Source organism: Stenotrophomonas sp. 109824_Sma (assembly GCF_056480025.1).
On sequence record NZ_CM151078.1, the window covers coordinates 426,182 to 452,448 of the forward strand.

The 26,267-nt window shown below is 67.1% G+C and carries 29 protein-coding genes; 17 read left to right on the forward strand and 12 right to left on the reverse strand.

Annotated elements, in window-relative coordinates; genetic code table 11:
• Positions 1-51: 51 nt before the first annotated feature.
• Genes ACZK1G_RS01945 through ACZK1G_RS01970 form a run of 6 tightly spaced genes read left to right on the forward strand, consistent with a single transcriptional unit; the run spans position 52 to position 4,845 of the window.
• Positions 52-528, forward strand: coding sequence for a DUF2244 domain-containing protein (locus ACZK1G_RS01945; RefSeq protein WP_014035721.1), 477 nt, complete (start codon positions 52-54; stop codon positions 526-528).
• A gap of 11 nt (positions 529-539) precedes the next feature.
• A complete protein-coding gene (gene coxB, locus ACZK1G_RS01950) occupies positions 540-1,493 on the forward strand; it encodes a cytochrome c oxidase subunit II (protein WP_101764790.1) in 954 nt (317 codons plus the stop codon).
• A gap of 59 nt (positions 1,494-1,552) precedes the next feature.
• Complete coding sequence (gene ctaD, locus ACZK1G_RS01955; RefSeq protein ID WP_014035723.1) at positions 1,553-3,160, forward strand: cytochrome c oxidase subunit I; 1,608 nt, start codon at positions 1,553-1,555, stop codon at positions 3,158-3,160.
• Between the two features lie 8 nt (positions 3,161-3,168).
• Entirely contained in the window at positions 3,169-3,369 is a 201-nt protein-coding gene (locus tag ACZK1G_RS01960; protein ID WP_049444499.1) for a hypothetical protein, read from the forward strand.
• On the forward strand, positions 3,366-3,956 hold the full coding sequence (locus ACZK1G_RS01965) for a cytochrome c oxidase assembly protein (RefSeq protein ID WP_014035725.1): 591 nt from the start codon (positions 3,366-3,368) through the stop codon (positions 3,954-3,956). Before ACZK1G_RS01960 ends, ACZK1G_RS01965 begins: the two co-directional genes overlap by 4 nt.
• Positions 3,957-3,969: 13 nt before the next feature.
• On the forward strand, positions 3,970-4,845 hold the full coding sequence (locus ACZK1G_RS01970) for a cytochrome c oxidase subunit 3 (RefSeq protein ID WP_014035726.1): 876 nt from the start codon (positions 3,970-3,972) through the stop codon (positions 4,843-4,845).
• Between the two features lie 20 nt (positions 4,846-4,865).
• Here the strand turns inward: ACZK1G_RS01970 and ACZK1G_RS01975 are convergent, their stop codons facing one another.
• Positions 4,866-5,084: a twin transmembrane helix small protein gene (locus ACZK1G_RS01975; protein ID WP_049444502.1), complete on the reverse strand. Its 219-nt coding sequence runs from the start codon at positions 5,082-5,084 to the stop codon at positions 4,866-4,868.
• A gap of 57 nt (positions 5,085-5,141) precedes the next feature.
• On the opposite strand from ACZK1G_RS01975, the gene ACZK1G_RS01980 reads away from it, so the two are divergent.
• From ACZK1G_RS01980 to ACZK1G_RS02000, 5 genes are all read left to right on the forward strand, one after another.
• Complete coding sequence (locus ACZK1G_RS01980; RefSeq protein ID WP_049444504.1) at positions 5,142-5,858, forward strand: SURF1 family protein; 717 nt, start codon at positions 5,142-5,144, stop codon at positions 5,856-5,858.
• Positions 5,859-5,967: 109 nt separating this feature from the next.
• A complete protein-coding gene (locus ACZK1G_RS01985) occupies positions 5,968-6,537 on the forward strand; it encodes a hypothetical protein (RefSeq protein ID WP_042358441.1) in 570 nt (189 codons plus the stop codon).
• Between the two features lie 10 nt (positions 6,538-6,547).
• Positions 6,548-7,711 (forward strand): COX15/CtaA family protein, encoded by a 1,164-nt coding sequence (locus ACZK1G_RS01990; RefSeq protein ID WP_049444506.1) that lies wholly within the window; start codon positions 6,548-6,550, stop codon positions 7,709-7,711.
• A 4-nt stretch (positions 7,712-7,715) separates the two neighbouring features.
• Complete coding sequence (cyoE, locus tag ACZK1G_RS01995; protein WP_101764791.1) at positions 7,716-8,609, forward strand: heme o synthase; 894 nt, start codon at positions 7,716-7,718, stop codon at positions 8,607-8,609.
• A gap of 135 nt (positions 8,610-8,744) precedes the next feature.
• Positions 8,745-9,554, forward strand: a complete 810-nt coding sequence (locus tag ACZK1G_RS02000) for a TraB/GumN family protein (protein ID WP_101764792.1) — start codon at positions 8,745-8,747, stop codon at positions 9,552-9,554.
• Positions 9,555-9,698: 144 nt separating this feature from the next.
• Here ACZK1G_RS02000 and ACZK1G_RS02005 read toward each other — a convergent pair whose 3' ends face one another.
• The 6 genes from ACZK1G_RS02005 to rpsU all read right to left on the reverse strand — a co-directional run bounded on the left by ACZK1G_RS02005 (position 9,699) and on the right by rpsU (position 14,922).
• Positions 9,699-10,670: a bile acid:sodium symporter family protein gene (locus ACZK1G_RS02005; protein WP_101764793.1), complete on the reverse strand. Its 972-nt coding sequence runs from the start codon at positions 10,668-10,670 to the stop codon at positions 9,699-9,701.
• 28 nt (positions 10,671-10,698) lie between these two features.
• Positions 10,699-11,199, reverse strand: coding sequence for a protein tyrosine phosphatase family protein (locus tag ACZK1G_RS02010; RefSeq protein WP_049444510.1), 501 nt, complete (start codon positions 11,197-11,199; stop codon positions 10,699-10,701).
• A 27-nt stretch (positions 11,200-11,226) separates the two neighbouring features.
• Entirely contained in the window at positions 11,227-12,966 is a 1,740-nt protein-coding gene (dnaG, locus tag ACZK1G_RS02015) for a DNA primase (RefSeq protein WP_049444512.1), read from the reverse strand.
• Positions 12,967-13,027: 61 nt separating this feature from the next.
• On the reverse strand, positions 13,028-13,972 hold the full coding sequence (locus ACZK1G_RS02020) for a YihY/virulence factor BrkB family protein (RefSeq protein WP_101764794.1): 945 nt from the start codon (positions 13,970-13,972) through the stop codon (positions 13,028-13,030).
• Between the two features lie 157 nt (positions 13,973-14,129).
• Positions 14,130-14,573, reverse strand: a complete 444-nt coding sequence (locus ACZK1G_RS02025) for a GatB/YqeY domain-containing protein (RefSeq protein ID WP_049444516.1) — start codon at positions 14,571-14,573, stop codon at positions 14,130-14,132.
• 133 nt (positions 14,574-14,706) lie between these two features.
• The gene (rpsU, locus tag ACZK1G_RS02030) at positions 14,707-14,922 is read right to left on the reverse strand and encodes a 30S ribosomal protein S21 (protein ID WP_002808376.1); all 216 of its coding nucleotides are present in this window, start codon (positions 14,920-14,922) and stop codon (positions 14,707-14,709) included.
• Between the two features lie 166 nt (positions 14,923-15,088).
• Here rpsU and tsaD point away from each other — a divergent pair, with 166 nt between their 5' ends.
• The gene (gene tsaD / locus ACZK1G_RS02035) at positions 15,089-16,114 is read left to right on the forward strand and encodes a tRNA (adenosine(37)-N6)-threonylcarbamoyltransferase complex transferase subunit TsaD (protein WP_049444518.1); all 1,026 of its coding nucleotides are present in this window, start codon (positions 15,089-15,091) and stop codon (positions 16,112-16,114) included.
• A 41-nt stretch (positions 16,115-16,155) separates the two neighbouring features.
• Here tsaD and ACZK1G_RS02040 read toward each other — a convergent pair whose 3' ends face one another.
• Complete coding sequence (locus ACZK1G_RS02040; RefSeq protein ID WP_101764795.1) at positions 16,156-16,821, reverse strand: hypothetical protein; 666 nt, start codon at positions 16,819-16,821, stop codon at positions 16,156-16,158.
• 359 nt (positions 16,822-17,180) lie between these two features.
• Here ACZK1G_RS02040 and folB point away from each other — a divergent pair, with 359 nt between their 5' ends.
• The 4 genes from folB (at position 17,181) to ACZK1G_RS02060 (ending at position 21,857) form a co-directional block, all read left to right on the forward strand.
• Entirely contained in the window at positions 17,181-17,534 is a 354-nt protein-coding gene (gene folB, locus ACZK1G_RS02045; RefSeq protein WP_014035740.1) for a dihydroneopterin aldolase, read from the forward strand.
• 62 nt (positions 17,535-17,596) lie between these two features.
• A complete protein-coding gene (locus ACZK1G_RS02050) occupies positions 17,597-18,868 on the forward strand; it encodes a mechanosensitive ion channel family protein (RefSeq protein ID WP_101764796.1) in 1,272 nt (423 codons plus the stop codon).
• A gap of 128 nt (positions 18,869-18,996) precedes the next feature.
• Positions 18,997-21,171: a glycoside hydrolase family 3 N-terminal domain-containing protein gene (locus tag ACZK1G_RS02055; RefSeq protein ID WP_101764797.1), complete on the forward strand. Its 2,175-nt coding sequence runs from the start codon at positions 18,997-18,999 to the stop codon at positions 21,169-21,171.
• Positions 21,172-21,302: 131 nt separating this feature from the next.
• Complete coding sequence (locus tag ACZK1G_RS02060) at positions 21,303-21,857, forward strand: hypothetical protein (protein WP_049444525.1); 555 nt, start codon at positions 21,303-21,305, stop codon at positions 21,855-21,857.
• Positions 21,858-21,927: 70 nt separating this feature from the next.
• Here ACZK1G_RS02060 and ACZK1G_RS02065 read toward each other — a convergent pair whose 3' ends face one another.
• Positions 21,928-23,097: a PQQ-dependent sugar dehydrogenase gene (locus tag ACZK1G_RS02065; protein WP_101764798.1), complete on the reverse strand. Its 1,170-nt coding sequence runs from the start codon at positions 23,095-23,097 to the stop codon at positions 21,928-21,930.
• A 169-nt stretch (positions 23,098-23,266) separates the two neighbouring features.
• Here ACZK1G_RS02065 and yiaA point away from each other — a divergent pair, with 169 nt between their 5' ends.
• On the forward strand, positions 23,267-23,722 hold the full coding sequence (gene yiaA / locus ACZK1G_RS02070) for an inner membrane protein YiaA (protein WP_101764799.1): 456 nt from the start codon (positions 23,267-23,269) through the stop codon (positions 23,720-23,722).
• Positions 23,723-23,772: 50 nt separating this feature from the next.
• On the opposite strand, the gene ACZK1G_RS02075 is transcribed toward yiaA, so the two are convergent.
• From ACZK1G_RS02075 to ACZK1G_RS02085, 3 genes are all read right to left on the reverse strand, one after another.
• On the reverse strand, positions 23,773-24,096 hold the full coding sequence (locus tag ACZK1G_RS02075) for a hypothetical protein (RefSeq protein ID WP_101764800.1): 324 nt from the start codon (positions 24,094-24,096) through the stop codon (positions 23,773-23,775).
• A gap of 110 nt (positions 24,097-24,206) precedes the next feature.
• Positions 24,207-25,508, reverse strand: coding sequence for an APC family permease (locus ACZK1G_RS02080; protein WP_049444533.1), 1,302 nt, complete (start codon positions 25,506-25,508; stop codon positions 24,207-24,209).
• Positions 25,505-26,266 (reverse strand): L,D-transpeptidase family protein, encoded by a 762-nt coding sequence (locus ACZK1G_RS02085; RefSeq protein ID WP_049444595.1) that lies wholly within the window; start codon positions 26,264-26,266, stop codon positions 25,505-25,507. The genes ACZK1G_RS02080 and ACZK1G_RS02085 overlap by 4 nt, the downstream gene beginning before the upstream one ends.
• Between the last annotated feature and the right edge of the window lies 1 nt (position 26,267).

Here is a 26,267-nt window from a genome sequence, read left to right on the forward strand (position 1 = left end):
AGGGCGGGGCTACCATCGAGACGTTTCCCGCGGCAGGAACGCGGTTGCGACATGATCGAGGTGCTTCCAGCTCCGGATGGGTCAGGTACGCAGCTGCGGCTGCGTCCCCCACGGGCGCTCGATGCCCGGCAGTTCGTCCTGTTGTTCACCGTGTTGTCGGGTGCGATGTGGCTGGTGTCCGCCTTCGGGTGGTTGGCCGGCAATGCATTCGCCCCCCTGTTCGCGCTGCTGTACAGCCTGGTGCTGGCGGCGGCGCTGCGTGCCTTGTGGCGCAGTGGTGAACGGCAGGAGGAGATCCGGGTAGTGCCGGCGTACGTGGAGGTCATCCCCGTACCCGGTGGATCGCCGGTGTTCCGGGCCCACCCCCACTGGGTGCGCCTGCTCACCGACGATGAGAGGGTCCGGCTGGCATCCAGCGGCCGGCAGGTGGAGGTGGGGAGTTTCCTCGCGCCGGCCGAACGTCAGACGCTCGCAGAGACACTTGAAAGCTTGCTCGCCGCCAGCGATGGCGGCAACCGACGACGCTAAGGGTCTAGGCAATGAAGCAAAGCAGCAGGTGGGGCACGAAGTGCGTTGCAGCGGTCGCCGCCATGGTGGCCGAGGGACTGATGCCGGCGTTGGCCTGGGCCCAGGCGGCCGATCCCAAGCCGTGGCAGCTGAACATGGGCAAGGGGGTGACCCAGACCTCACGCCTGGCCTGGGAATCGAACAATCTCTCGTTGATCATCTGCACGGTGATCGGCGTCATCGTGTTCGGCGCGATGGCCTACGCCATCTTCAAGTTCCGCAAATCCAAGGGCGCGGTCGCCGCCACCTTCAGCCACAACACCAAGGCCGAGATCATCTGGACGGTGATCCCGGTGATCATCCTGATCGTGATGGCGTGGCCGGCCACGGCCAACCTGATCAAGATGTACGACACCCGCGATGCCGAGATGACGGTGAAGGTCACCGGCTACCAGTGGATGTGGAAGTACGAATACCTCGGCGAGAACGTCACCTTCACCAGCCGCCTGGACCGCGAGTCCGACCGCATGCGGCAGAGCGGCAAGGTGCCGACCCGCGAAAGCCATCCGCACTACCTGCTGGATGTCGACAACCGGCTGGTGCTGCCGGTCGATACCAAGGTGCGCTTCGTCATCACTTCCGATGACGTGATCCACGCCTGGTGGGTGCCCGCGCTGGGCTGGAAGCAGGACGCCATCCCGGGCTTCATCAACGAGGCCTGGACCAGCATCGAGCAGCCCGGCGTGTACCGCGGCCAGTGCGCCGAACTGTGCGGCAAGGACCACGGCTTCATGCCGATCGTGGTCGAGGCGGTGTCCAAGGAAGAGTTCAAGCAGTGGCTGGCGCAGCGCAAGCCGGCGCCGCCTGCCGCGCTGGCAACGCCTGCGGCACCGGCCGAACCGGCGGGCGAGGCTCCGGCAGCGCCGGCCGCCCCCGCCGCTGCCGAAACCGGCAGCACGCCTGCCACCGCAGCGAGCGGCGCGTGATGTAAAGCCCGCGGCCGCCCGCGGCCGTGGTGACAACCGATTCTGAGAGGTGTTTTGCAATGGCGCACTCGGCAGTTGGGCACGACGATCACCATCACCAGCAGAGTTTCTTCGAGCGTTGGTTCTTCTCGACCAACCACAAGGACATCGGCACGCTGTACCTGGGTTTCAGCTTCATCATGTTCGTCATCGGCGCTTTCATGAGCGTGCTGATCCGGCTTGAGCTTGCACAGCCCGGCATCCAGTTCATCCGGCCGGAGGTGTTCAACCAGCTGACCACCGTGCATGCACTGGTGATGATCTTCGGTGGCGTGATGCCGGCCTTCGTCGGCCTGGCCAACTGGATGATCCCGCTGCAGATCGGCGCGCCCGACATGGCGCTGCCGCGCATGAACAACTGGTCGTTCTGGCTGCTGCCGGTGGCCTTCAGCCTGCTGCTGCTGACCTTCCTGCTGCCTGGCGGTGCGCCTGCCGGCGGCTGGACGCTGTACCCGCCGCTGTCGCTGCAGGGCGGCTACAACGTTGCGTTCACCGTGTTCGCCATCCACGTGGCCGGCATCAGCTCGATCATGGGCGCGATCAACATCATCGCCACCGTGCTCAACATGCGTGCGCCGGGCATCGACCTGCTGAAGATGCCGATCTTCTGCTGGGCCTGGCTGATCACCGCCTTCCTGCTGATCGCGGTGATGCCGGTGCTGGCCGGTGCGGTGACCATGCTGCTGACCGACAAGTTCTTCGGCACCAGCTTCTTCAACGCTGCCGGTGGCGGTGACCCGGTGATGTTCCAGCACATCTTCTGGTTCTTCGGCCACCCCGAGGTCTACATCATGATCCTGCCCGCCTTCGGCGTGGTCAGCGAGATCATCCCGACCTTCAGCCGCAAGCCGCTGTTCGGCTACCAGGCGATGGTGTACGCCACCGCCGCGATCGCGTTCCTGTCGTTCATCGTCTGGGCCCACCACATGTTCACCGTGGGCATGCCGCTGGGCGGCGAGATCTACTTCATGTTCGCCACCATGCTGATCTCGATTCCGACCGGCGTGAAGGTGTTCAACTGGGTCAGCACCATGTGGCGTGGCTCGCTGACGTTCGAGGCGCCGATGCTGTGGTCGGTGGCCTTCGTCATCCTGTTCACCATCGGTGGTTTCTCGGGCCTCATGCTGGCCATCGTGGCGGCCGACTTCCAGTACCACGACACCTACTTCGTGGTCGCCCACTTCCACTACGTGCTGGTGACCGGTGCGGTGTTCGCGCTGATCGCGGCGGTGTACTACTGGTGGCCGAAGTGGACCGGGCGGATGTACAGCGAGAAGTGGGCCAAGGTGCACTTCTGGTGGTCGATCGTGTTCGTCAACCTGCTGTTCTTCCCGCAGCACTTCCTCGGCCTGGCCGGCATGCCGCGCCGTATTCCCGATTACAGCGTGGCCTTCGCCGACTGGAACCTGATCAGCTCGATCGGTGCGTTCGGCATGTTCGTCACCCCGTTCATGATGGCGGCGATCCTGCTGTCCTCGCTGCGCAACGGCGAGAAGGCCGAGGCCCGTTCCTGGGAAGGCGCGCGTGGCCTGGAGTGGACGCTGCCGTCGCCGGCACCGGCGCATACCTTCACCACGCCGCCGACCATACGTCCGGGGGATCTGGCGCATGACGACATCACGCATTGAGGTGGGGCATGCATAACGAGAGCCCGCTTCCGATCAGTAGCGTCGAGCCAGGCTCGACTGACGAAAAGCAGCCGAGCAGCGGTCGGCTCTACCAGGGCGGAAGCATCGAGCAGCAGCGCCAGCGTGCGAAGCGCACGGCGATGTGGGTCGGCGCCATCGCCGTGCTGGTCTACGTCGGCTTCATCCTCAGCGGGGTGATCGGCCGATGAGCGAGGCACCGGCCAGCACACCGTCCCGCAGCGCCGGGCTGCCGCGCCTGATCGGCGTGGCGGTGGCGGTGTTCCTGCTGACGTTCTCGCTGGTGCCGCTGTACCGCATCGCCTGCGAAAAGGTGTTCGGCGTGCGCCTGGAGCGCGGCCCCGGTGGCGAAGCCAGTGCAGGTGCCGCGGCCGGCAAGCGCACCGTGCGCGTGGAGTTCGATGGCGGCGTCAATTCGCGCCTGCCGTGGTCGTTCCATCCTGAGCAGCTGACCATGGACGTGGTGCCCGGCGAACTCAACGAGGCGCTGTACTTCGCCCGCAACGACAGCGCGGCGGCCGTGGTCGGCAGCGCGGTACCTTCGGTGGCGCCGGCGCGTGCGTCGGGCTTCTTCAGCAAGACCGAGTGTTTCTGTTTCACCGCGCAGACGCTGCAGGCCGGCGAGAAGCGCGACATGCCGGTGCGCTTCATCGTCGATCCGGACCTGCCGCCGGAGATCAAGACGATCACCTTGTCCTACACCTTCTACCGCAACGACGCGCTGTCCGATCGGCTGGCCCCGGCCGCCACCTCGGACGGCGCGCACGCCGCACCCTGACCCGGATACCGACATGGCCCAGACACCGACCGACGCCAACGTGTACTTCGTCCCGGCCCAGAGCAAATGGCCGTTCGTGGGTTCCATCGCGATGATGGTGACCATGGTGGGCGTGGCCAGCTGGCTCAACGATGCCAGCTGGGGACGCTGGACGTTCTACATCGGCATCGCGATGCTGGTGCTGACCCTGTTCTGGTGGTTCAGCGACGTGGTGCGCGAATCGCAGGCCGGCAACTACAACCACCAGGTCGACGGATCATTCCGGATGGGGATGATCTGGTTCATCTTCTCCGAGGTGATGTTCTTCGGCGCGTTCTTCGGCGCGCTGTTCTACACCCGCAACCTGGGCCTGTCGTGGCTCAGTGGCGAAGGCCGCGGGGTGATGACCAACGAGCTGCTCTGGCAGGGCTATTCCGCGGGATGGCCGACCAATGGCCCGGCGGCGATCGGTGGCGCGTTCCAGACCATCCCGGCCTGGGGCCTGCCGCTGATCAATACGCTGATCCTGCTGACCTCCGGCGTGACCCTGACCATTGCCCACCACGCACTGAAGGCCGGCAACCGCCGCCAGCTGCTGATCTGGCTGGGCCTGACCGTGGTGCTCGGCCTCGGCTTCCTGACCCTGCAGGCAGAGGAGTACATCCACGCCTACAAGGAACTGAACCTGACGCTCGGCTCCGGCATCTACGGGTCGACGTTCTTCATGCTGACCGGCTTCCACGGCGCGCATGTGCTGCTGGGCACGATCATGCTGATCGTGATGTGGCTGCGCTCGGCCAAGGGGCACTTCACCCGCGACAACCATTTCGCCTTCGAAGCGGCCGCGTGGTACTGGCACTTCGTCGACGTGGTGTGGCTGATGCTGTTCCTGTTCGTCTACGTGCTTTGACCGCGCAGGCAGCGGTGGCTTCAGCCGCCGATGCCGTGCGGTTTGATCCAGCCCATGTAGATGCTCACGATCACCAGCAGGATCAACGCCACCGACACCGAGATGCGACGTGTCAGTGCGTTGACCGTGCGCTTGGTCTGGCCGCGGTCGACCACCAGGTAGTACAGGCCGGCGCCCAGGTTCCAGACGATGACGATCAGAAACGCGATTACCAGCAGGGTCTTCAGCGAATCACTCATGCGCGGCTCGAGGGCAGGGTGGATGTGCCTATCTGACCGCGTTTGCGCGGACTTGTCATGATGCGCCAGCACACGCGCGTGATCGGATGGCTGCTGGCCGTGCTGGTGATGGCGGGTTTCAGCGCGTTGGGGTTGTGGCAGCTGCAGCGCATGCATGCCAAACAGGCAATGTTGGATGCGCAGGGTCCAGCCGTGGCACAGGCGTTGCCGCTGTCGCAGGCCCTGGCGGCGCCCGGCGCGTTGCACGGCGTGGCCGACCACGGCCGCTTCCTGCCCGGCGTGGTGCTGCTGGACAACCAGACCCGGCATGGCCGCGCCGGGGTGAAGATCTATCGCCCCTTCCGCAGTGACGACGGCAGCGTGCTATTGGTCGACCTCGGCTGGCGTGCGCTGCCGCCAGATCGCACGTTGCCGGATGTGCCGGCGCCGCCTTCGCCGGTGGCGGTGCGTGGGTTGCTGGCACCGCCGCCGTCGGCGGGACTGGTACTGGGCCCCGCGTTCTCCGCCACCGGTGAGGCCGGGCGCTGGCTGGCCAGCCGGTTGCCGGCAGAAGGCCTGGCACGCGCGCTGGGGTTGCAGGCGCTACCCGACCGCGTCCTGCGCCTGGACCCGGCGCTGCCATTCGGCGATGAGCGCGACCTGGACCTGCTGCCGAACACGCTGCCGCCGCAGCGTCATCTGGGCTACGCCGTGCAGTGGTTCGGGCTGGCCCTGACCGTGCTGGTGGTGGCCGTAGTGCTGGAGCGGCGCAGGAGACGCCCCATCGCCCGGTAGTGCCAGCCGCTGGCCGGCACGCCCTCGGATTCCTGGATGCCGGCCAGCGGCCGGCACTACCGGGGCACCACACCCGCAACCCCTACCCAACCATGAGAAAATGCCCCGCATGAATACTGCTACGTCCCCGCAGGCGCGCGGTTCCGGCCGCCGGACCCTGGTGCTGCTGTTTGCCGTGTTCTTCGGGGCGATGGCGCTGGCCGCCGTGCTGCGCTTCTCCGGCTGGCAGCCGACCGGGCACCGCAATGCCGGCCAGCTGCTGAAGCCGCCGGTGGACCTGCGCCAGCAGGCGCCGACCCTGGCCAGCGGCCAGCCGTATCCCTGGAACCCCGAGGCCCGCACCTGGCGCCTGCTGGTGGCCCCGCCTGGCGCCTGCGACGCGCAGTGCGTCACTTTGTCGCAGGGACTGGGCAAGGTGTGGCAGCTGTTCGGCCATAACGCCGATAATGTCGAGATCCTGTGGCTGGGTACGCCACCGGCGTCGATCGCCTCGCTGCCCGCGCTGCGGCCGCTGGCTCCGTCGCCAGCCCTGCGCGCGGCGTTGCCGGGCGTCGATGATCCGGCGGGACTGCCGGTCTACGTGATCGATCCGAACGGCTTCGTGATCATGCGCCATGCCCCGGGTTCCGACCTCGGTGGCCTGCGCAAGGACATGGCCACGTTGCTGAAACTGAAGTGAGTCCCGTTTGATGAGCCTTTCCGCGCGTCCGGCGCTGCACCGCAATTTCCACCGCCTGGCGTGGTTCGCCATGATCATGACCGCGAGCACGATCATGTTCGGCGCGTTCGTGCGCCTGTCCGATGCCGGCCTGAGCTGCCCGGACTGGCCGACCTGCTATGGCCAGGCCACCTGGCCGCAGCACGTGGAAGAGACCATCGGGCACCCTGCCGCGGAGATCCGCCCGCTGGAGACCCACAAGGCCTGGCGTGAGCAGGTGCACCGCTTCCTGGCCGGCGCGCTGGGCATCGAGATCCTGACCCTGGCGCTGCTGGCCACGCGCAAGCGGCGATTCGGAAGCACGGCGGTGGTGACCGCCTGCGTACTGGTGGCCGCCGGCATACCGCTGTACATGATGGGCTGGCATGGCACGGCCAGCGTGCTGGCGCTGATCGGCGAGGCGATCCTGCTGATCGCCGCGCTGCGCTGGAGCAACATCGACCTGGCGCGTGCGGCGCTGCTGACACTGGCCGTGGTGATCTTCCAGGCCCTGCTGGGCATGTGGACGGTGACCCTGCTGCTCAAACCCATCGTGGTGATGGGCCATCTGCTGGGTGGCATGCTGATGTTCGGCCTGCTGGTATGGATGGCCTGGCGCGCGACGCACATGCCGATCACCCTGGCTGAAGCGCCGAAGCTGAAGTGGCTGCTGCGCATCGGCGTGGCGGTGCTGGTCACCCAGATCGCGCTGGGGGGCTGGGTCAGTGCCAACTACGCCGCACTCGCCTGCGGCGGTGGCAGCGCTTCGCTCGACAACTTCCCGCGTTGCGCCAACCAGTGGTGGCCGCAGCACAACTTCGTCGAAGGCTTCACCCTGTGGCGCGGCATCGGCGTGGATTACGAAGGCGGCGTGCTGGATGGCGCCTCGCGCATCGCCATCCAGATGGCGCACCGCCTGTTCGCGGTGGTGGTGGCCGTCTACCTGCTGTGGCTGGGCGTGCGCCTGTTCCGGTTGCCGAGCATGCGTGGCTGGGCCAGCGCGCTGATCACGCTGCTGGTGCTGCAGGTCACCCTCGGCATCCTCAATGTGAAGCTGGCGCTGCCGCTGGAAGTGGCGGTGGCCCACAACGGCGTGGCCGTTGCCCTGTTGTTCGTGCTGGTCAGCCTGCTGGCCCGCCTGCGTGCCCCGGACTGATTCCATGTTTTCCAATTACCGCCAGTACTGGGACCTGACCAAGCCCAAGGTCGTCGCCCTCATTGTCTTCACCGCCCTGGTCGGCATGGTCCTGGCCATCCCCGGCGTGCCCAGCTGGGAGCAGGTGCGCGCCGGCGTGCTCGGCTTCCTCGGTATCTGGCTGGCGGCTTCGGCCGCCGCCGCGATCAACCAGCTGCTGGACGCGCACATCGATGCGCAGATGGCCCGCACCTCGTGGCGCCCGCTGGTGGTGGGCAAGGTCAAGCCGTGGCAGGTGCTGGTGTTCGCCGGCGTGCTGATCGTGCTGTCGATGACCATGCTGGTGCTGTGGGTGAACCTGATCACCGCGGTGCTGACCTTTGCCTCGCTGATCGGCTACGCGGTGATCTACACCGTGTACCTCAAGCGTGCGACCTCGCAGAACATCGTCATCGGTGGCCTGGCCGGCGCGATGCCGCCGATGCTGGGCTGGGCTGCAGTGACCGGCATGCAGGGTTCGTCGGACTGGGCGTACTCGTCGCTGCTGGTGCTGATCATCTTCATCTGGACACCGCCGCACTTCTGGGCGCTGGCGATCTTCCGCCGCGAGGACTACGCCAAGGCCGAGATCCCAATGCTGCCGGTAACCCACGGCGTGGTGCACACCCGCAAGCAGATCATGGTGTATTCGGTGGTGCTGGCGCTGGTCTGCCTGCTGCCGTACCTGGTGGGCATGAGCGGTGCGTTCTACCTGGGCGGCGCGATTGTGCTCAATGCCGTGTTCCTCTGGTACGCCTGGCGCATGCTGGACCCGCCGGACGAACTCTTCTCAATGAAGATGTTCTATTACTCCATCGTCTACCTGATGGCGCTGTTCGCCTTCCTGCTGGTGGACCACTGGATCCTGCCCTGGTTGTGACCTCGGGGTCGGATCCCCGAAGGGGCTCTGACCCCACCTGATCGCGCGGACATCCACGCATGGCGTGGATCCCTTGAACCGCCGTCTCGGCGTCGCCATTGCTGTTCCTGACCCCAGGGAAAGGAAGCAGCAGGGATGCATTCGATCTTCCGTTGGACCACCGCGCTGATGCTGGCGCTGGGCATGGCCGTGACCGCGCATGCCGACGACACTACCGCGCAGATCCGCCAATACGCCGCTGACCATCGCATGCTGGTGCTGGGCGAATTCCACGGCACACGCGAGACGCCACTGCTGGTGCGGCAGCTGGTGGACGACTACAGCCGCGATGGCGCGCCGGTACTGCTGGCGCTGGAACTGCCACGTGCCGAGAACCCCACGCTGCGCGATTACCTGGCTTCCGATGGCGGGGCCGCGGCACGCCAGCGCCTGCACGGCCGCGGGTTCTGGACCGTGCGTGATGACCAGCACGATGGCCGTCGCAGCCGCGACATGCTGGCGATGATCGAAGACCTGCGCGCGCTGAAGGCACAGGGCCGCGTCATCGACGTGGTCGGCTACGACGTCGACAAGAGTTATGGCGGCAACCAGGCACGCGACAGCCGCATGGCGGCCGAGCTGCGGCGTCTGTACCGGCGCGCGCCGGCTGGCGCACGCATGCTGGTGCTGACCGGCAATGTGCACGCCATGCTGCAGCGGCCGGCAGGTGCACCGCCGGAAATGCAGACACAGCCGATGGGCTCGTTGCTGCGGGATCTGGATATCTACAGCGTGCGGCTGGGCGCGTTGCGTGGCGAGGCGTGGGGATGCGCGGACCCTTGCGTGGCGCGCTCAATTCCCGAGCAGCCCGTGCGTGGCCCACGGGTCGATACCCAAGCCGGACGCCAATACGACCTGTGGGTCTGGATGCCGCATCTGAGCGTCGGCACGCTCGTGGATCCGTAGCGCCAGGCAACCGATCCACGCATGGCGTGGATCTACTGCGGGTTAGCGCCATCCGCGGTTTGGTAGATCCACGCCATGCGTGGATGGTGTCAGTAGAGCCACGCCACGCGTGGATGGGCTCTCCACAACAACCCGCGCGCCCAATCAGGGCGCGCGCTTCGCATACCGCTGCGCGATCACGCCGCAGACGATCAGCTGGATCTGGTGGTAGATCATCACCGGCAGCACGATCGCGCCGAGACTGCCGCCGGCGAACAGCACCTTGGCGATCGGCACACCGGTGGCCAGGCTCTTCTTCGAGCCGCAGAACACGATGGCGATCTCGTCCTCGCGGTTGAAACGCAGGCGACGCGCGATGAAGGTGATCAGCGGCATGGCGATGCCGAGCAGCACGGCGGCAACCACCGCCACGGCCAGCAGCGACAGCAGCGGCGTCTTGCTCCACAGGCCCTCGGTGACGGCTTCGCCGAAGGCCGAGTACACCACCAGCAGGATGGTGGCCTGGTCGGTGTAGCGCAGCAGCGCGCGCTGCTTCTCCACCCAGCCGGCGATCCACGGCCGCAGCAGGTGGCCGGCCACGAACGGCACCAGCAGCTGCAGCATGATGCCGCCGATTGCATGCAGGGGGTCATGGATGCCGCCGGAGGTGCCGGCCAATGCGGTCAGCAGCAGCGGGGTCAGGAACACGCCGAGGATGCTCGACAGCGAGGCGCTGCACACCGCTGCGGGTACATTGCCGCGTGCCATCGAGGTGAACGCGATGGACGACTGCACGGTGGAGGGCAGGGTGCACAGGAACAGCACGCCCAGGTACAGCTCCGGTGTCAGCAGCCAGCCCGACAGTGGCTTGAACATCAGCCCCAGCAGCGGGAACAGGATGAAGGTGCAGGCCAGGATGGTCAGGTGCAGCCGCCAGTGCAGCATGCCGCCGATGATCGATTCGCGCGGCAGGCGTGCGCCATGCAGGAAGAACAGCGCGGCGATGGCGACCGTGGTGACATCATCGAGGACGATGGCGGCGGCGCCCTTCATCGGCAGCAGCGAGGCCAGACCGACGGTGCACAGCAGGGCGAGGGTAAAATTGTCCGGTCGCAGGCGCGACCACCAGCGGGTCATGGTGGGCAGAGTCCTTGGTGCGGAGGGTTCAGGGCGAAGTGACCGGCGTGGCCAGGCGCTGGCGGGTAGCGGCCTCCAGCGACTTCAGGCCGGCGCGCTGGCCGAGCTGCAGTGCCTGTTCGGGGCTGGCGTGTTCGTAGCGTGCGTTGACCAGGCCGAGAACGGCGCCGGCGCGGTTGCCGGACGCGCAGTGCAGCAGCACCGGCCCCTGGCTCTGCTGCAGGGCCTGGTGCACGGCGCGTACGTTGGCCGCATCGAGCCCCTCGGCACCGGCCACCGGAATGCGCACGTAGCGCAGGCCCAGTGATTCGGCGGCACGGGTTTCATCGAAACCCCGGTCCTCGCCGGGCTGGCGCAGGTCGATCACGGTGCGCACGCCCTGTGCGGCCAAGGCCTGCAGCTGTGCGGCGCTGGGCTGGCCGCCGGCATACAGGCCGGGGCGGACTTCGTTGAGGGGCGCGTCTTCGGCCAGGGCCGTCAGTGGCAGGCAGAGCGACAACAACAGCAGGCAGGTCAGGCGCAGCAGCATGGTCCTCTCCGTGAAAACGTTCTGCCGCTACAGGCGCAGTCCGGCGCGCGCCTTCAGCAGCTCGCGCAGTTCGTACTTGTCAGTATCGTCCAGGCCCTGCTGGCGCTGCTTTGCCAACAACTCCTCCAGACGTTGCACCAGCAGCTGTTTCTCCAGCTGGGCCACGGCATCGTGCAGTTCCTGGGTCCACATCGCGTCGTCGCCGGGCAACGTCTGCGCGGCCAGGGTGTGCAGCGACGTCTGTTCCTCGCGCCCGTCGAAGTGCTCCAGCAGGGCGCCGGTGCTGATGTCCGGGCGCTGTTCGACCAGGCCCAGCAGTTCCAGCAGCAGTTCCACGCCGGGCAGGCGCAGGCCCTGGAAGTGGTGCTTGCCACCCAGCGTCAGCGCCAGCGACGGCTGCTGCAGCAGTACGGCGATCGCGCCGCGCACCAGGCTGCGCTTGGCCACCGGCTGGATCGTCCGCTGCGGCTGCCGTTGCGGCATCGGTGCGCGCGCTGACGGGGCATTGCCGCCCAGGCCGGTCAGCTGCGCCAGCTGCTGCTTCATCAGGTCGCCGAAGGCACCGTCGGGAATCTGCGCCAGCATCGGCTTGGCCCGCTCGGCCAGGCGTGCCTTGCCGTCCAGCGTGCCCAGGTTGATCTCACGGGTGAGCTCGTCGAAGAAGAACTGCGACAGCGGCGTGGCCTGCTTCAGGCGCTCGTTGAACGCTTCGGCGCCTTCCTTGCGCACGATGGTGTCCGGGTCTTCGCCATCGGGCAGGAACAGGAAGAAGGCCTGGCGGCCATCCTTCATGCGCGGCAGCACCGACTCCAGCGCCTTCCAGCCGGCGCGGCGGCCGGCGGCGTCGCCGTCGAAGCAGAAGAACACGTCCGGTGCGTTGCGGAACAGCAGCTCGGCATGGTCCGGCGTGGTCGCGGTACCCAGCGTTGCCACCGCCTGGGTGACCCCGAACTGGAACAGCGAGACCACGTCCATGTAGCCCTCGACCACGATCAGCCGCTCGATCTTCTGGTTGGCCTGGCGCACCTGCCACAGGCCGTACAGTTCGCGGCCCTTGTGGAACAGCGCGGTCTCGGGCGAGTTGAGGTACTTGGGGCCGTCGTCCTTCTCGAACACGCGGCCGCCGAAGGCGATCACCCGGCCACGGCGGTCGAAGATCGGGAACATCACCCGGTCGCGGAACTTGTCGTAGACGTGGCCGCGATCGTTCTTGGAGAACAGGCCGGCGCGGTCGAGCAGCTTCATGCGCCGCTCGTCCTTGCCCAGCGCATCGCGCAGGCCGCTGTAGCCATCCGGTGCGTAGCCGATCTGGAAGCGCGCGCGGTTCTCTTCATCCACGCCACGGCCATCCAGGTAGCTGCGGGCCTTGTCGCTGCCCTGCAGGTTGTTCTGGAAGAACTTGGTGGCCGCCTCAAGCGCCGAATACAGCTCGCGACTGTCGTCCTGCTGCTGCGGGCTGCGCGGGTTCTCGTTGCGCGGCACTTCCATGCCCGCGCGCTTGGCCAGTTCATCCACCGCGTCGAGGAACTCGAGGCGGTCATAGTTCATCAGGAAGCTGATCGCGGTGCCGTGCGCGCCACAGCCGAAGCAGTGATAGAACTGCTTGGTGGGCGAGACCGTGAACGAGGCCGAGCGCTCATCATGGAACGGGCAGCGCGCCGCGTACTCCTTGCCCTGGCGCTTCAACGGCACGCGGCTGCCCACCACCTCGACGATGTCGGTGCGGGCCAGCAGATCGTCGATGAAAGCGTCGGGGATACGGGCCATGGGCAACAGGGCAGGGCGCGGCCGCCAGGGCGCGCAGCAGGGGCGGCGGATTCCCCCTAGTTTACTCGCTGGCGGTGCCGGGGCTGGCCTGTTCGGCGTCGACGCCGGCCCTGGCCAGCTGCGTCCGTGCGTGCTGGCGTTCGTCGATCACCGCGGTCATCAAAGCACCGACGAAGAACACGGCAGTGGCGTAGTAGATCCAGACCAGCGAGATCACCAGCGCGCCCATCGAACCGTAGGCGCTGCCCGGGGCCACGGTGGCGATGTAGACGCCAATCCCGTAGCGGCCGAGGGTGAACAGCACCGAGGTGATGGCGCCGCCGATGAAGGCCTGGCGCCAGGCCACGCGGCGGTCCGGCAGGTAGTGGTAGAGGAAGGCGAAGGCCAGCGTATACAGCAGCAGCGAGGTCAGGTAGCCGATCGCCGGCAGTACCGAAGGCAGCTGCGCGAACACCACCTGCAGGGCGGTGGTGGCGGTCATCGACAGGATCAGCAGGAAACCCAGCGCCAGCACCACACCGAACGAGAAAACGCGCTTGCGCAGCCAGGCCTTGACGCCTTCCAGGCGCTGGCCGCTGGTGTGGAAGATCCGGTTCAGCGCGTTCTGCAGCTGGGCGAATACCGCCGTGGCGCCGACGAACAGCAGCAGGGTGCTCCACAGCCCGGCCAGCGAACCGACGCTGGGCTGGCTGTTGGCGTTATGCAGCACGGTATCGGCAACACTCGCCACGCTGCTACCGGCCACCGAACCGATCTGGCTGATCAATGTCTGCTGTGCCGGTGGGTACAGCGAGGCGGTCAGCCACAGCAGCAGCACCAGCAACGGTGCCATCGACAGCAGGGCGTAGAAGGAGACCGAGGCGGCCTGGGTCAGCACGTCGATTTCGACGAAGCGCTTGGCGACGGCCATCGGGAAGCTGTCCTGCAGTCGGTCAGCGTAGTGGCGAAGCCGGGCGGGAAAACCGTGGGGGCGCGTGTCGTCGGGGGAGTGCGATTGCTCGACCATGAGGGTGTTGTAGCAGCCGGGGGTCGAAGAGGCGGTGAAGCGGGTGCATCGATGGGGTCAGAGCCCTTTCGCGAGCGAAAGGGATCCGACCCTGCCAGTTCCACATTGGGGTCAGGGCCCTTTCGCGTTGCGAAAGGGATCCGACCCCGGCAATGGCTTACGCCAGCTGCTGCTTGACCAGCTTGGAGACCAGGCCCATGTCGGCCTGGCCGGCGAGCTTGGGCTTCAGCGCGCCCATCAGCTTGCCCATGTCGGCCGGGCCGGCGGCACCGGTCTCGGCGATGGCGGCCTGGATGGCGGCCACGATCTCGGCTTCGCCCATCTTGGCCGGCAGGTAGGCTTCGATGACCACGATCTCGGCGCGCTCGATCTCGGCCAGGTCTTCGCGGTTGGCGGCTTCGAACTGGCTGACCGAGTCCTTGCGCTGCTTGACCATCTTGTCGAGCACGGCGATCACGGCGGTGTCATCCAGCTCGATGCGCTCGTCCACTTCGCGCTGCTTGATGGCGGCGTTGATCAGGCGGATCACGCCCAGCTTGTGCTTCTCGCCCGCCTTCATGGCGGCCTTCATGTCTTCGGTGAGCTGCTGCTTCATGCTCATGAGGAACCTCGTGGTGGTAGGTGGGGCGGGGCGGATGCCCGAACCCGGAAACGCAAAAAGCCGGCGACGCTCGCGCGTGCCGGCTTCGGCTCCATCGCGACAGGCAAGCCCGTCGCAATGAAGATGCGTCCGATCAGTACAGGCGCTGACGCTTGGTGACGTCGCGCGACGAGCGGCGCAGCTGACGCTTCACAGCAGCGGCGGCCTTGCGCTTGCGCTCCTGGGTCGGCTTTTCGTAGAACTCGCGCTTGCGGGTTTCGGCCAGCACACCGGCCTTTTCGCAAGTGCGCTTGAAGCGGCGAAGAGCAAACTCGAAGGGCTCGTTCTCGCGGACTTTGACGCTGGGCATGGAATCTCCGGGACACAGTAGAACCGGGTCACGCCCGGCGAGCCGCACATTATAGCGGCGAAACGACAAACTGCAAGCGGCCAACCCTGAATACGGGCCGGGGGTTCGAAAGCAGTGAGATCTGCACGTCCCCCGAGGGGGCGGCAGGGGCGTCATAATAGCAGGCATGCGAGTCCTTGGCATCGAATCTTCCTGTGATGAGACCGGCGTGGCGGTGTATGACACCGACCTGGCCGGCAGCGCGGCCCTGCGCGCCCATGCGGTCTACAGCCAGATCGCCCTGCACGCCGAATACGGCGGTGTGGTGCCCGAGCTGGCCAGCCGCGACCACGTCCGCAAGCTGCTGCCACTGGTACGCCAGACCCTGGCTGACGCCGGCCTGGGCGTGGGCGATATCGATGGTGTGGCCTACACCGCCGGCCCCGGCCTGGTCGGCGCGCTGCTGGTCGGCGCGGGTGTGGCCCGCTCGCTGGCCTGGGCGCTGGAGGTCCCGGCGGTGGGCGTACACCATATGGAGGGCCACCTGCTGGCCCCGCTGATGGAGGACGATCCGCCGGAAGCGCCGTTCGTGGCGCTGCTGGTATCGGGTGGCCACACCCAGCTGGTGGCGGTGGACGCCATCGGCCAGTACCGCCTGCTGGGCGAGACCCTGGACGACGCGGCCGGCGAGGCCTTCGACAAGACCGCCAAGCTGATGGGCCTGCCGTACCCGGGTGGCCCGCAGCTGGCCAGGCTGGCCGAGCAGGGCACGCCGGGCGCGTACCGCTTCGCGCGGCCGATGACCGACCGCCCGGGGCTGGATTTCAGCTTTTCTGGCCTGAAGACCCAGGTCCTGATGGCCTGGCGCGACAGTGACCAGAGCGAGCAGACCCGTGCCGACATCGCCCGTGGCTTTGAGGACGCGGTGGTCGAGACCCTGTCGATCAAGTGCGAGCGCGCGCTGGAAGCGGCGGGCACCAACGTGATCGTCGTGGCCGGTGGCGTCGGTGCCAACACGCGCCTGCGTGCGCGCCTGAAGCAGATGGCCGAGCGTCTCGGCGGCCGTGCCTGCTTCCCGCGGCCGGCACTGTGCACCGACAACGGCGCGATGATCGCCTTCGCCGGTGCGCTGCGCCTGCAGGCCGGCCAGCACAGCCCGCCGAAGGTGGATGTGACCCCGCGCTGGGACATGGCGACCCTGCCGGCGGTGTGAGCCCCGGAACCGGTAGCGCCGGGCCATACCCGGCGGACGCATTACGGGCGCCCTGCCAACGGCGACGCCGCCAATACCGTCGTCGCCCGCTCATGGCGTTGCAACCAGCCCAGCGTATGCGGGCAGCGCGCATGGATCAGCCGCCCGATCGCCGCCAGGTCGGCACCGATATCGCGTTCCAGGATGGGTTCGTGGTGGGCGATCCGATTGCGCAGGAGGCGAATGCGTCCGATGTCAGCGTGGATGGCTTTTCTGATGACGCTGGGATGAGCTGAGGGTGCATGCCGCAGAACTCCGTTGAGTGCGGGTATCCACAGCGTGGCGTCGAAGCGACAGGTGAAAAGCTGCTGCCAGAACACCATCGGCAGCTTGGCGACGATTTCGGGTGTATCGGTCGTGCGGCCAGCAACCTGTTCCAGTGCTGCACGTGCGGAAGTACAGGACGAGGTTGGCAGCCTGCGTCGGAAGGCATCATTCCAAGGCCAACGCGGGCCATGCTGCCGGGCGAGCACGGTAGCAGCGGCGTTACGGGTGACCACTTCGCACAGATGGACCGGCATCATCAGTGCACCGCACATCCGCATGTTCCAGAGGTACAGGGATTCGGCTGTGACGTCGGGGCTGCAGGTCGATGCGATTCGCTCGTAAGTGGACAGACGCTCCGCTGACAACGCGCGCCGCAGTACATCGTGTGGAGCCATCGTCATGTGCGGTGGTGAAGGAGGAATCGATGTTCGCGAGAGTGGGCGGCGACCACCATCAGGGAACGTCGTTGTCCGCGCGGCTGATTCTCTGCGTTTGGCCTCGGACGACTACCTGACCTGCCCTGTCGGAATTGGCCTTGACCGGCGATCGGGTCCTTGCCTAATCTGCGTGCCTGCGCCACCGGGACCCGCAGCTGTTCAACAGCTCCCCCCGGGGACAAACGGTAGTACCAAAGGGCCCCGCTAGCAGGGCCCTTTGTCTTTTCTGGAGCCGCGCCCCTGCCGGCCACCCACCGCCCGTTCCGGGCAGGCTCACCGCCGTGCCGTTACCATGGCCCCCTGTACTCGGGCTGGTAAGCGCAATGGACAAGGTTTTCATCGAGGGGCTGACGATCGACGCCCTGATCGGTATCTACGATTGGGAACGACGGATCCGCCAGGACCTGGTGTTCGATCTGGAAATGGGCTTCGACAACCGTCGCCCCGCGGCCACCGACGACATCGCCCACACCCTGAACTACAAGGCGGTCAGCAAGCGCCTGGAGCAGTTCGTGCGCGAATCGGAGTTCGGTCTGGTCGAGACCCTGGCCGAGCGCTGCGCACAGATCGTGCTGGACGAATTCGAGGTGAAGTGGCTGCGCCTGAAGCTGAGCAAGCCGGGCGCGGTGCGCGGCGCGCGCGCGGTGGGCGTGATCATCGAGCGCTCGCGGGACTGACCCGGTAGTGCCGGCCGCTGGCCGGCAACCCCAACAACAACGACAAAGCAAGGAGACAACGGATGGTGGACGCGGTGGTGGCGGTACAGTGGCTGGAACGGCTGCAGAACACACTGGAACCCTATCCCGGCGCCTACCTGGCGTTGATGATCTCGGCCCTGCTGATCGCAGCGGGCCTGGCCAACTGGGTGACCAAGCGCATCCTGGTGCGTGGCCTGCGGCGCCTGCTGCAGCGCCTGCCGGGCGCCGAGTCCGGCCGCGGCAGCCACTTGATGCGGGTGATTTCGCGCCTGTCCAACGTGGTGCCCAGCCAGGTGATCGCCTCGGGCATCACCCTCATCCCCGACCTGCCGCCCAGCCTGGTCAACGTCATCATCAAGCTGTGCATCGTGTGGGCCGTACTGACGGTGTCGATGGCGTTCTCGCATGCGCTGGACGCGGCCAACAGCCTGTACGAGCGCAAGCCCGATGCGCGCAACAAGCCGATCAAGGGCTACCTGCAGGTGGTCAAGATCGTGGTGTTCGTGGCCGCCGGCCTGTCCATCGTCGCCACCCTGCTGGGGGTGAAGCTGGGCCCGCTGGTGACCGGCCTGGGCGCGGCCACGGCGGTGCTGATGCTGATCTTCCAGGACACCATCCTGTCGCTGGTGGCCAGCGTGCAGATCAGTGGCGATGGCCGCGTGCGCATCGGCGACTGGATCGAGATGCCCAGCCAGAACGCCGATGGCGACGTCATCGATATCGCGTTGCACACCATCACCGTGCAGAACTTCGACAAGACCATCACCACCATCCCGACCAAGAAGCTGGTGACCGAGTCGTTCAAGAACTGGCGCGGCATGCAGGAGGCCGGGGGCCGCCGGATCAAGCGCGCGCTGTACCTGGACCAGCACAGCGTCGGTTTCCTGGACGAGGGCGACCTGGCCTTCCTCGGCGAATTCGCGCTGCTGCGTGACTACCTGCAGGCCAAGGAGCAGGAACTGGGGCAGTGGAACGGGCGCCTGCGCGAGCAGGGCGTGGCCGAGGTCAACAGCCGCCGGGTGACCAACCTGGGCACCTTCCGTGCGTATGTGGAGCGCTACCTGCGCAGCCATCCGGGCATCCATACCGACATGACCCTGCTGGTACGGCAGCTGCAGCCGACCACCGAGGGCCTGCCGCTGGAGCTCTACTGCTTCACCCGCAGCACCGCCTGGGGTGAGTACGAGGCGGTGCAGTCGGACATCTTCGACCACCTGCTGGCGATCCTGCCGGCGTTCGGCCTGCGGGTGTTCCAGGCCTCCAGCGACGCCATGTTGATGGCCGGGCAGCGCCAGTTGGGCGGCTCGGAGTAAGCTGCGGTGCCCCCGGCGGGGCCATACGGACCCCGCTGGTGGCTGAAACTGAACGACGAAACCTCTCGCCAAATGGCTCGGGATCGCTAGAATGCCGGGCTTGTAAACGTTTTCATCAAGGACTGCTGGTGGCCTCCGATCGCATCGAATCCCTCATTGCCCAGATGACCGTCGAGGAAAAGGTCGGCCAGCTGGGTGTCTTCGCGGACATGGTCCGCCCGTTCGCCCCGGACGTGAACCCGGAAGCCAACGTGCGCAATGCCGACCAGGTGCTGCAGCAGGTGCGCGAGGGCAAGGTCGGTTCCCTGTTCAATGGCGTGGGCGCCGAGCTGGGCCGCCGCATCCAGCAGGTCGCCACCGAGGAGAGCCGCCTGGGCATTCCGGTGATCCTGGCCGCCGACGTCATCCACGGCATGCGTACCGTGTTCCCGATTCCGCTGGGCGAGGCCGCTAGTTTCGAGCCGGAGCTGGCCGAGCGCACTGCGCGCGCCACCGCCATCGAAGCCACCGCTGCTGGCCTGCACTGGACCTATGCCCCGGCCGTGGACATCGCCCGAGACCAGCGCTGGGGCCGTGGCGCCGAAGGTGCCGGTGAGGACGTGGTGCTGGGGTGTGCGTTCGCCGCCGCCCGCGTGCGTGGCTTCCAGGGCAGCGACCTGCGCGCCGCCGATTCGCTGCTGGCCACGCCGAAGCACTTCGCCGCCTACGGCGCGGTGATGGCGGGCATGGAATACAACATGGTGGACATCTCGCCGCAGACCCTGCGCGACGTGCACCTGCCGCCGTTCAAGGCCGCCTTCGATGCGGGCGCGATCACCGTGATGTCCTCGTTCAACGACATCAATGGTGTGCCGGCGAGCGCCAATGCCGAGCTGCTGACCGACATCCTGCGCGGTGAGTGGAAGTTCCCGGGCGTGGTGATCTCCGATTACACCGCCGACATGGAACTGGTCGCGCACGGCTATGCCGCCGATGACCGCGATGCTACTGCCAAGGCGTTCACCGCCGGCCTCGACCTGAGCATGCAGAGCGGCTTCTACGCCGAACACCTGCCGGGCCTGGTCGAGAGCGGCGACGTGCCGATGGCGGTGCTGGATGAAGGCGTGCGCCGCATCCTGTGGCTGAAGGAGACCATCGGCCTGTTCGACGATCCGTACCGTTCGCTGGACCCGGCGCGCGAAGCGGATACCTCGCACATTGCCGCACATGACGCACTGTCGCGCGATGCCGCGCGCCGTTCGATCGTGCTGCTGAACAACCGTGACAACGTGCTGCCGCTGCAGAAGACCGGGCAGAAGATCGCGCTGATTGGCCCCTTCGTGCAGGACCGCGAGAACATCGAAGGCTGCTGGACGCTGTTCGGCGACAAGCAGCGCTATGTGGACCTGGAAACCGGCGTGCGTGCCGCCATCGGCGACGAGGCGCTGCTGGAGATCGTGCCGGGTTGCGATCTGGAAGCCGCGATTCCGGGCGGCACCGAAGCGGCCGTGGCGGCCGCGCTGCGCGCCGACGTGGTGGTGCTGGCGCTGGGCGAACCGCAGCGCTACAGCGGTGAAGCGCAGTCGCGCGTGGAGATCACCCTGCCGCCGGCACAGCAGGCGCTGGCCGAGGCCGTGGCGATGACCGGCAAGCCGCTGGTGGTGCTGCTGCGCAATGGTCGCGCGCTGGCACTGCAGGGCGCGGTGCGCAATGCACAGGCCGTGGCGGTGACCTGGTACCTGGGCACGCAGACCGGCCATGCGGTGGCTGATGTGCTGTTCGGCGATTACAGCCCGTCCGGCCGCCTGCCGGTCAGCTTCCCGCAGGTGTCCGGCCAGCAGCCTTACTTCTACAACCACCCGCGCACCGGTCGCCCGGAACTGCCGACGATGTCGGAGTTCAAGGCCCGCTGGCGCGAGATTCCGAACGAGCCGCTGTATCCGTTCGGGCATGGCATCGGCTACACCAGCTTCGCCTATGGCGTGCCGCAGCTGAGTGCAGCCCAGCTTGGCTGGGACGATACCCTGACCATCACCACCACGCTGACCAACAGCGGCGACGTGGCTGGCGAGGAAGTGGTGCAGCTGTACATCCACGACCGCGTGGCCAGCCGCGTGCGTCCGGTGCGCGAACTGAAGGACTTCCGCAAGGTGGCGCTGCAGCCGGGTGAGTCGGCTGAGGTGGTGTTCACCCTGACCCGCGAGCAGCTGGCCTTCACCGGCCGCGACGGCGTGCTGCGTGCCGAGCCGGGCCACTTCGATCTGTGGGTCTGCGCCTCGTCGGCGGCAGGTGACGCCGTGCAGTTCGAGCTGCTGAAGGCCTGACCAACGCAAAAAGGGGACGGAGGGGATTAAGTCGTTTGTGCCAAAACGACTTAATCCCCTCCGTCCCCTTTTTGTTGTCCTCACTGCGGCGGCGCTACCATCGGTGTTCTTGAACCGATGGATGGCCCCGCATGCGCACGATCGCTGTGTTGATTCCCGCCCTGTTGCTGGCGGCCTGTTCGCAGCCGGCGCCGCCGGCCGAGCCTGCGGTGGATGCGCCGCCGCCGATGGAGGTCGGTGCTGCTGCGACGCCTGCGGCTGAACCGGCGATGCCTGCTGCTGAACCCGCTGCAGCTGCACCGGCTACCCCTGCAGCGGACGCGCCTGCTGAAGATGCACGTGCGCGAATCGAGAGCGTGCTCGGTGATGCCGCGCAGTATGAAAAGGTCTTCAACGCGTTCAAGACCGCGGTGGTCGGCGGTGATCGCGCTGCGGTGGTGGAAGAGGTGCGCTTCCCGTTGAACATCAGCGGCGGAAAGAAGATCACCGGCCCCGGTGAGTTCCAGCGCAACTACGAGAAGATCATCACCCCGGCGGTGGTCAAGGCGGTGTCCGAACAGGACTTCGGCAAGGTCTTCGTCAACCAGCAGGGCGTGATGATCGGTGATGGCCAGGTGTGGTTGAACGGGCAGTGCCTGGACAAGGCCTGTGCGCAGACCGAAGTGAAGGTCATCACCATCCAGTGAATGCGGACGGCCCCGCGTGCGGGGCCGTTGCGGACAAACATGCCGGCCAGCGGCCGGCACTACCGGAGCATCAGGTCTTCGGCGTGAGCTTCAACAGGCGTGCCTTGCTGCCATCTTCCAGCAGCCACAGCGCGCCATCCGGGCCCTGTTCCACTTCGCGGATGCGCTCGCCCATGTTGAAGCGCTCGGCTTCGCGCGCGCTGTCGCCATCGAAGGCTACGCGCACCAGCGACGTGGACGACAGGCCGCCGATGAAGCCGCTGCCCTTCCACTGCGGGAACAGGCTGCCGCTGTAGATCACGAAGCCGGCAGGCGAGATCACCGGCGTCCAGGTCACCTTCGGGGCGGCGAATTCCGGCCGGGTATCGTGGTCGGGAATCGGGCGGCCGTCGTAGTGGTCACCGTTGGAAACGATCGGGTAGCCGTAGTTGGCGCCGCGCACGATCAGGTTCAGTTCGTCGCCGCCGGCCGGGCCCATCTCGTGCGCCCACAGCTTGCCGTTGGCATCGAAGGCCATGCCCAGGATGTTGCGGTGGCCCAGCGACCACACCTGTGCGGCAACCCCGCCCTGCGAGGCGAACGGGTTGTCGGCGGGCAGGCTGCCATCGTCGTTGAGGCGGATGATCTTGCCGAGGTTGCTGCCCATGTCCTGGGCCGGATCGAACTTCTGCCGCTCGCTGGAGCTGATCCACAGCTTGCCGTCCGGGCCGAAGGCGAGGCGGTGGCCGTAGTGGCCCTCACCGCTGACCTTCGGGCTCTGCCGCCAGATCACCTTCAGGTCCTTCAGCTGGCCAGCGCCGCTGGCGTCCAGCGCCAGCGTGGCCCGGGCCACGGCAGCACCGCGGGTATCCAGTGTGCCTTCCTCGGCGTAGCTGAGGTAAATGACATGATTCCGGGCGAAGTCCGGGTGCAGGATGATGTCGCCGAAACCACCCTGGCCACCGTAGGCAACCTTCGGAACGCCGGTGATTTCCTGTTTCTGGCCGCTGGCCAGGTCCAGGTGCTGCAGTTTGCCGCGCTTTTCGGTGACCAGCAGGCTGCCATCGGGCAGGAAGGTCATTGCCCACGGCTGGTCGAAGCGGCTGATCTCGGTGGCGGTGAATGGGCGCTGGTCAGCCGGTGTGGCTGCCGGCGTAGCAGCCTGGGCGCCGCCGTTGGCGGCGGGGTCGGCCGCATTGCAGGCGGAGGTGGCGAGGATCGGCACGAGGCCGAGGGCGAGCAGCAGGGGCGTGCGGGTCATGGGTATCTCCAGGGCGGGGATGCGGATGGCCGGGCTGTCCCTTGTATACCACTGCAGCGGTGACCGTCGTGGCCCGAAGGTCCTGCGCCCCCCTGTGCGACGGCAGCGGGATCGTCTAGGGTGGGCACGCCCGGGCAAAGCGTGCCCGTCTGCCTGCCAAGGATCTGCAATGAACACTGCCATGCCCCACAAGCCGTCCACCGCCTTCATTGCCGCCTCCTGGGTGGCCCTGCTGCTGGGTGCGGCGGCCTACCTGATCGGCCTGTTCAACGCCGCCACGATGGCGCTCAACGAGAAGGGCTACTACCTGACGCTGCTGCTGTTCGGCCTGTTCGCGGCGGTGTCGCTGCAGAAGAGCGTGCGCGACCGCGTCGAGGGCATTCCGGTCAGTGGCCTGTACTACGCGCTGTGCTGGTTCGCGCTGTTGTCGGCGCTGATGCTGCTGCTGGTCGGCCTGTGGAATGCCACGCTGGCGCCGAGCGAGAAGGGCTTCTATGGCATGGCGTACGCGCTGTCGCTGTTCGGTGCGGTGGCGGTGCAGAAGAACACCCGCGACCTGATCGCCGCCGGTGGCGGCGAGATCAAGCGCAGTGCGATCGTGCAGCCGCTGCCGGAGCAGGATTGATCGATCCGGTGTGGAGCCGAGCGTAGGCTCGGCTCTAAAGCAGCCTGGCGCTATCGCTTCAACCGCGGATCCGCCAGCTGAGCTTCCTCCCAGCCACGACGCGCCGCGTTGCGTGCCTGCACCCAGTCCAGGCGGCTGCGGCCACGTTCGCTGGCCCAACGTGATTCGAGCTCGCGTTCCACTTCCTCGTAGGCGCGGATCATGTCCTGCGCACGCGCTGCGTGGCCGATCCGGTAGGCCGGCTCGTAGTCCTCGAAGAACAACTGGTCGTCGTAGTAAGGCTCGGCCGTGTAGCGCTCACGCCAGTAGTTGCTGACCGCGTCGCGCGGTGTGCTGTCGTCCGGTACGCGGCCGGGAATCTGGTACTCGGTCATGGAAGGGCTCCGTTGTGGACGAAGCCTGATCGTGCCTGCGTGGCGGTTAACGGCCCGGTCCCGCAGCGTGATCGCCAGATCAATCCGCCGGGCATGGCCCGGCGCTACGCTCACCCAGCGTCGGCATCCTTGCGCGGCAGCTTGTAGATCACCGCGCCGATGGCGAACGCGACCAGTGCAGCAGCGATGTTCTGCCAGCTGGCACTGGCGAACAGCGCCAGGCACAGCAGCAGCGCCAGCACCGGAATCAGCGGGCCACCCGGCAACTTCAACGCACCGGGGCGGTCGGCGTAGCGCTTGGCCAGTACCAGTACCGCCGCGGCAGTGCCGATGTAGGCGAACAGGCGCGTGGTCATCGACAGCAGGGCCAGCTGCACGAACGAGCCGGACAGGGCCAGGCCGAGTGCGATCAGGCCCTGGCACAGGATCGATGCTGCCGGGGTGTGGAAGCGCGGATGCACCTGCGCCAGGATCTTCGGCCCGTAGCCATCGCGCGCCAGTGCGAACAGGAAACGTGGGCCCATCATCATCGTGTTGCTGTTGGTACCGAGGATGGAGATGGTGGCGCCGATGGTCAGGATCAGTGCCAGTGCCTCGCCACCGAAGCCGGCGGCGGCATCGGCCAGCGGCGTCGCCGAGCTGGACAGGCCGGCCAGCGTGCCCTGCGCCACCACCTGCACCGCGCCGTAGATGACGGTGACGGTGATGATCATGGTGATCAGTGCGAACGGAATATCACGGCGCGGATTGCGGTACTCGCCGGCGGCGGCCGGGATGTTCTCGAAGCCCGCGTAGGCGTACAGCAGCAGCAACGCGGCTTCGCCCATGCGCTGCAGGTCGTGCGGGTCCGGGCGCTGGCCGGAGAAGGCCAGCTGTGGATCGATGTAGAACGCACCGATGGCCACGAACAGCAGCAGCGGCAGCATCTTGCCGATCACCAGCACCACGCCGGTGCGCGCAGCCGAGCGCACGCCAATGATGTTGACGCCGGTGAGGAAGCCCAGCGACACCACGATCACCGCGATGCGACCCATGCCGGCGCCGGCCCACGGCCAGAAGCGCGCGACCGCATCGGCCAGCGCATTGCTGAGTGCGGCCGCCGAACTGATGCGGGTCAGCCAGATCATCCAGCCAATCTCGAACCCGGCGAATCGCCCGAACGCCTCGCGTGCATACAGGTAGCTGCCACCGGGCTCGTCGAAATAGCTGGCGGCCTGCGCGTAGCACAGCACCAGCAGCGCGACGACGATGCCAGCGGCGACCACGCCCCACAGGCTGAACGGGCCGAGCAGAGCGACGGTGGCGGCCGGCAGCAGGTAGATGCCACTGCCGATCACATCGTTGATCGACAGGCCGACGATCTGCCAGCGGCTGACCGCGCGCTGCAGCTGCGGTTCGTCCTGCGCGCTCAACGGGCGTCTCCGGCCAGCGCGGGCAGTTGCCACTGCGCCTGCAGGCGCTTGTACTCGGCACGCGGCAGCAGGACGAAGCGCGGCGCGTCCTGCGGGCGCAGCCAGTTCATCAGCGCCTGCATGCGTTCTTGTGGCATGGCCGTACAGCCGGCGGTGGCCTCACCGGGCGTGCGCCACAGGTGGGCGAAGATGCAGCTGCCCTTGCCGGGCTGGTTGTCCGGGTTGTGGGCGATGACGAAGCCTTCCCGGTAGCGCACGTCGCCCTTGTTGTGCAGGTCCAGCCGCATTGGCTCGGTGGAGCCCTTGACCGCCGCACTGCCGACTTTCTTCTCATCGACGATGCGGTTGTAGAACGGCGAGCTGGGCACGTCCATGCAGTAGCTGCTGTCCAGCATCGGCTGGTAGGGCATCGCGGTGCCAGCACGAGTGACGGCATAGCCGAATGCACTGCCGAGCGCGAATATGCCGGCCGGGCTGCGGCCATCCCCTTCCTGTTTCTGCGGACCATCGGCCTGTGCCGGATGCAGGCCCAGGCCCCAGGCGCTGCCGGTACGGCCGAGCGCCACCGGGAACGCCTGTCCATGCGTGTGCCAGCCCTTGCCGTCGCGCACATAGGCCTGCAGCTGCCCCTCGGTGCTGTCCCAGCCTTCGCTGGTGACCACGATCAGCTGGCGCGCGCCGTCCAGTGGCGCGGCGTGGACGGACACCGCCGCGGCAAGCAGCAGCGCGGTGGTGGCAAGGCGGACCAGCGATATCATG

Excerpts from the sequence above, each read along its gene's own strand:
- ACZK1G_RS01945 (WP_014035721.1), top strand. The coding sequence starts at position 52 with ATGATCGAGGTGCTTCCAGCTCCGGATGGGTCAGGTACGCAGCTGCGG.
- coxB (WP_101764790.1), top strand. The coding sequence starts at position 540 with ATGAAGCAAAGCAGCAGGTGGGGCACGAAGTGCGTTGCAGCGGTCGCC.
- ctaD (WP_014035723.1), top strand. The coding sequence starts at position 1,553 with ATGGCGCACTCGGCAGTTGGGCACGACGATCACCATCACCAGCAGAGT.
- ACZK1G_RS01960 (WP_049444499.1), top strand. The coding sequence starts at position 3,169 with ATGCATAACGAGAGCCCGCTTCCGATCAGTAGCGTCGAGCCAGGCTCG.
- ACZK1G_RS01965 (WP_014035725.1), top strand. The coding sequence starts at position 3,366 with ATGAGCGAGGCACCGGCCAGCACACCGTCCCGCAGCGCCGGGCTGCCG.
- ACZK1G_RS01970 (WP_014035726.1), top strand. The coding sequence starts at position 3,970 with ATGGCCCAGACACCGACCGACGCCAACGTGTACTTCGTCCCGGCCCAG.
- ACZK1G_RS01975 (WP_049444502.1), bottom strand. The coding sequence starts at position 5,084 with ATGAGTGATTCGCTGAAGACCCTGCTGGTAATCGCGTTTCTGATCGTC.
- ACZK1G_RS01980 (WP_049444504.1), top strand. The coding sequence starts at position 5,142 with ATGATGCGCCAGCACACGCGCGTGATCGGATGGCTGCTGGCCGTGCTG.
- ACZK1G_RS01985 (WP_042358441.1), top strand. The coding sequence starts at position 5,968 with ATGAATACTGCTACGTCCCCGCAGGCGCGCGGTTCCGGCCGCCGGACC.
- ACZK1G_RS01990 (WP_049444506.1), top strand. The coding sequence starts at position 6,548 with ATGAGCCTTTCCGCGCGTCCGGCGCTGCACCGCAATTTCCACCGCCTG.
- cyoE (WP_101764791.1), top strand. The coding sequence starts at position 7,716 with ATGTTTTCCAATTACCGCCAGTACTGGGACCTGACCAAGCCCAAGGTC.
- ACZK1G_RS02000 (WP_101764792.1), top strand. The coding sequence starts at position 8,745 with ATGCATTCGATCTTCCGTTGGACCACCGCGCTGATGCTGGCGCTGGGC.
- ACZK1G_RS02005 (WP_101764793.1), bottom strand. The coding sequence starts at position 10,670 with ATGACCCGCTGGTGGTCGCGCCTGCGACCGGACAATTTTACCCTCGCC.
- ACZK1G_RS02010 (WP_049444510.1), bottom strand. The coding sequence starts at position 11,199 with ATGCTGCTGCGCCTGACCTGCCTGCTGTTGTTGTCGCTCTGCCTGCCA.
- dnaG (WP_049444512.1), bottom strand. The coding sequence starts at position 12,966 with ATGGCCCGTATCCCCGACGCTTTCATCGACGATCTGCTGGCCCGCACC.
- ACZK1G_RS02020 (WP_101764794.1), bottom strand. The coding sequence starts at position 13,972 with ATGGTCGAGCAATCGCACTCCCCCGACGACACGCGCCCCCACGGTTTT.
- ACZK1G_RS02025 (WP_049444516.1), bottom strand. The coding sequence starts at position 14,573 with ATGAGCATGAAGCAGCAGCTCACCGAAGACATGAAGGCCGCCATGAAG.
- rpsU (WP_002808376.1), bottom strand. The coding sequence starts at position 14,922 with ATGCCCAGCGTCAAAGTCCGCGAGAACGAGCCCTTCGAGTTTGCTCTT.
- tsaD (WP_049444518.1), top strand. The coding sequence starts at position 15,089 with ATGCGAGTCCTTGGCATCGAATCTTCCTGTGATGAGACCGGCGTGGCG.
- ACZK1G_RS02040 (WP_101764795.1), bottom strand. The coding sequence starts at position 16,821 with ATGACGATGGCTCCACACGATGTACTGCGGCGCGCGTTGTCAGCGGAG.
- folB (WP_014035740.1), top strand. The coding sequence starts at position 17,181 with ATGGACAAGGTTTTCATCGAGGGGCTGACGATCGACGCCCTGATCGGT.
- ACZK1G_RS02050 (WP_101764796.1), top strand. The coding sequence starts at position 17,597 with ATGGTGGACGCGGTGGTGGCGGTACAGTGGCTGGAACGGCTGCAGAAC.
- ACZK1G_RS02060 (WP_049444525.1), top strand. The coding sequence starts at position 21,303 with ATGCGCACGATCGCTGTGTTGATTCCCGCCCTGTTGCTGGCGGCCTGT.
- ACZK1G_RS02065 (WP_101764798.1), bottom strand. The coding sequence starts at position 23,097 with ATGACCCGCACGCCCCTGCTGCTCGCCCTCGGCCTCGTGCCGATCCTC.
- yiaA (WP_101764799.1), top strand. The coding sequence starts at position 23,267 with ATGAACACTGCCATGCCCCACAAGCCGTCCACCGCCTTCATTGCCGCC.
- ACZK1G_RS02075 (WP_101764800.1), bottom strand. The coding sequence starts at position 24,096 with ATGACCGAGTACCAGATTCCCGGCCGCGTACCGGACGACAGCACACCG.
- ACZK1G_RS02085 (WP_049444595.1), bottom strand. The coding sequence starts at position 26,266 with ATGATATCGCTGGTCCGCCTTGCCACCACCGCGCTGCTGCTTGCCGCG.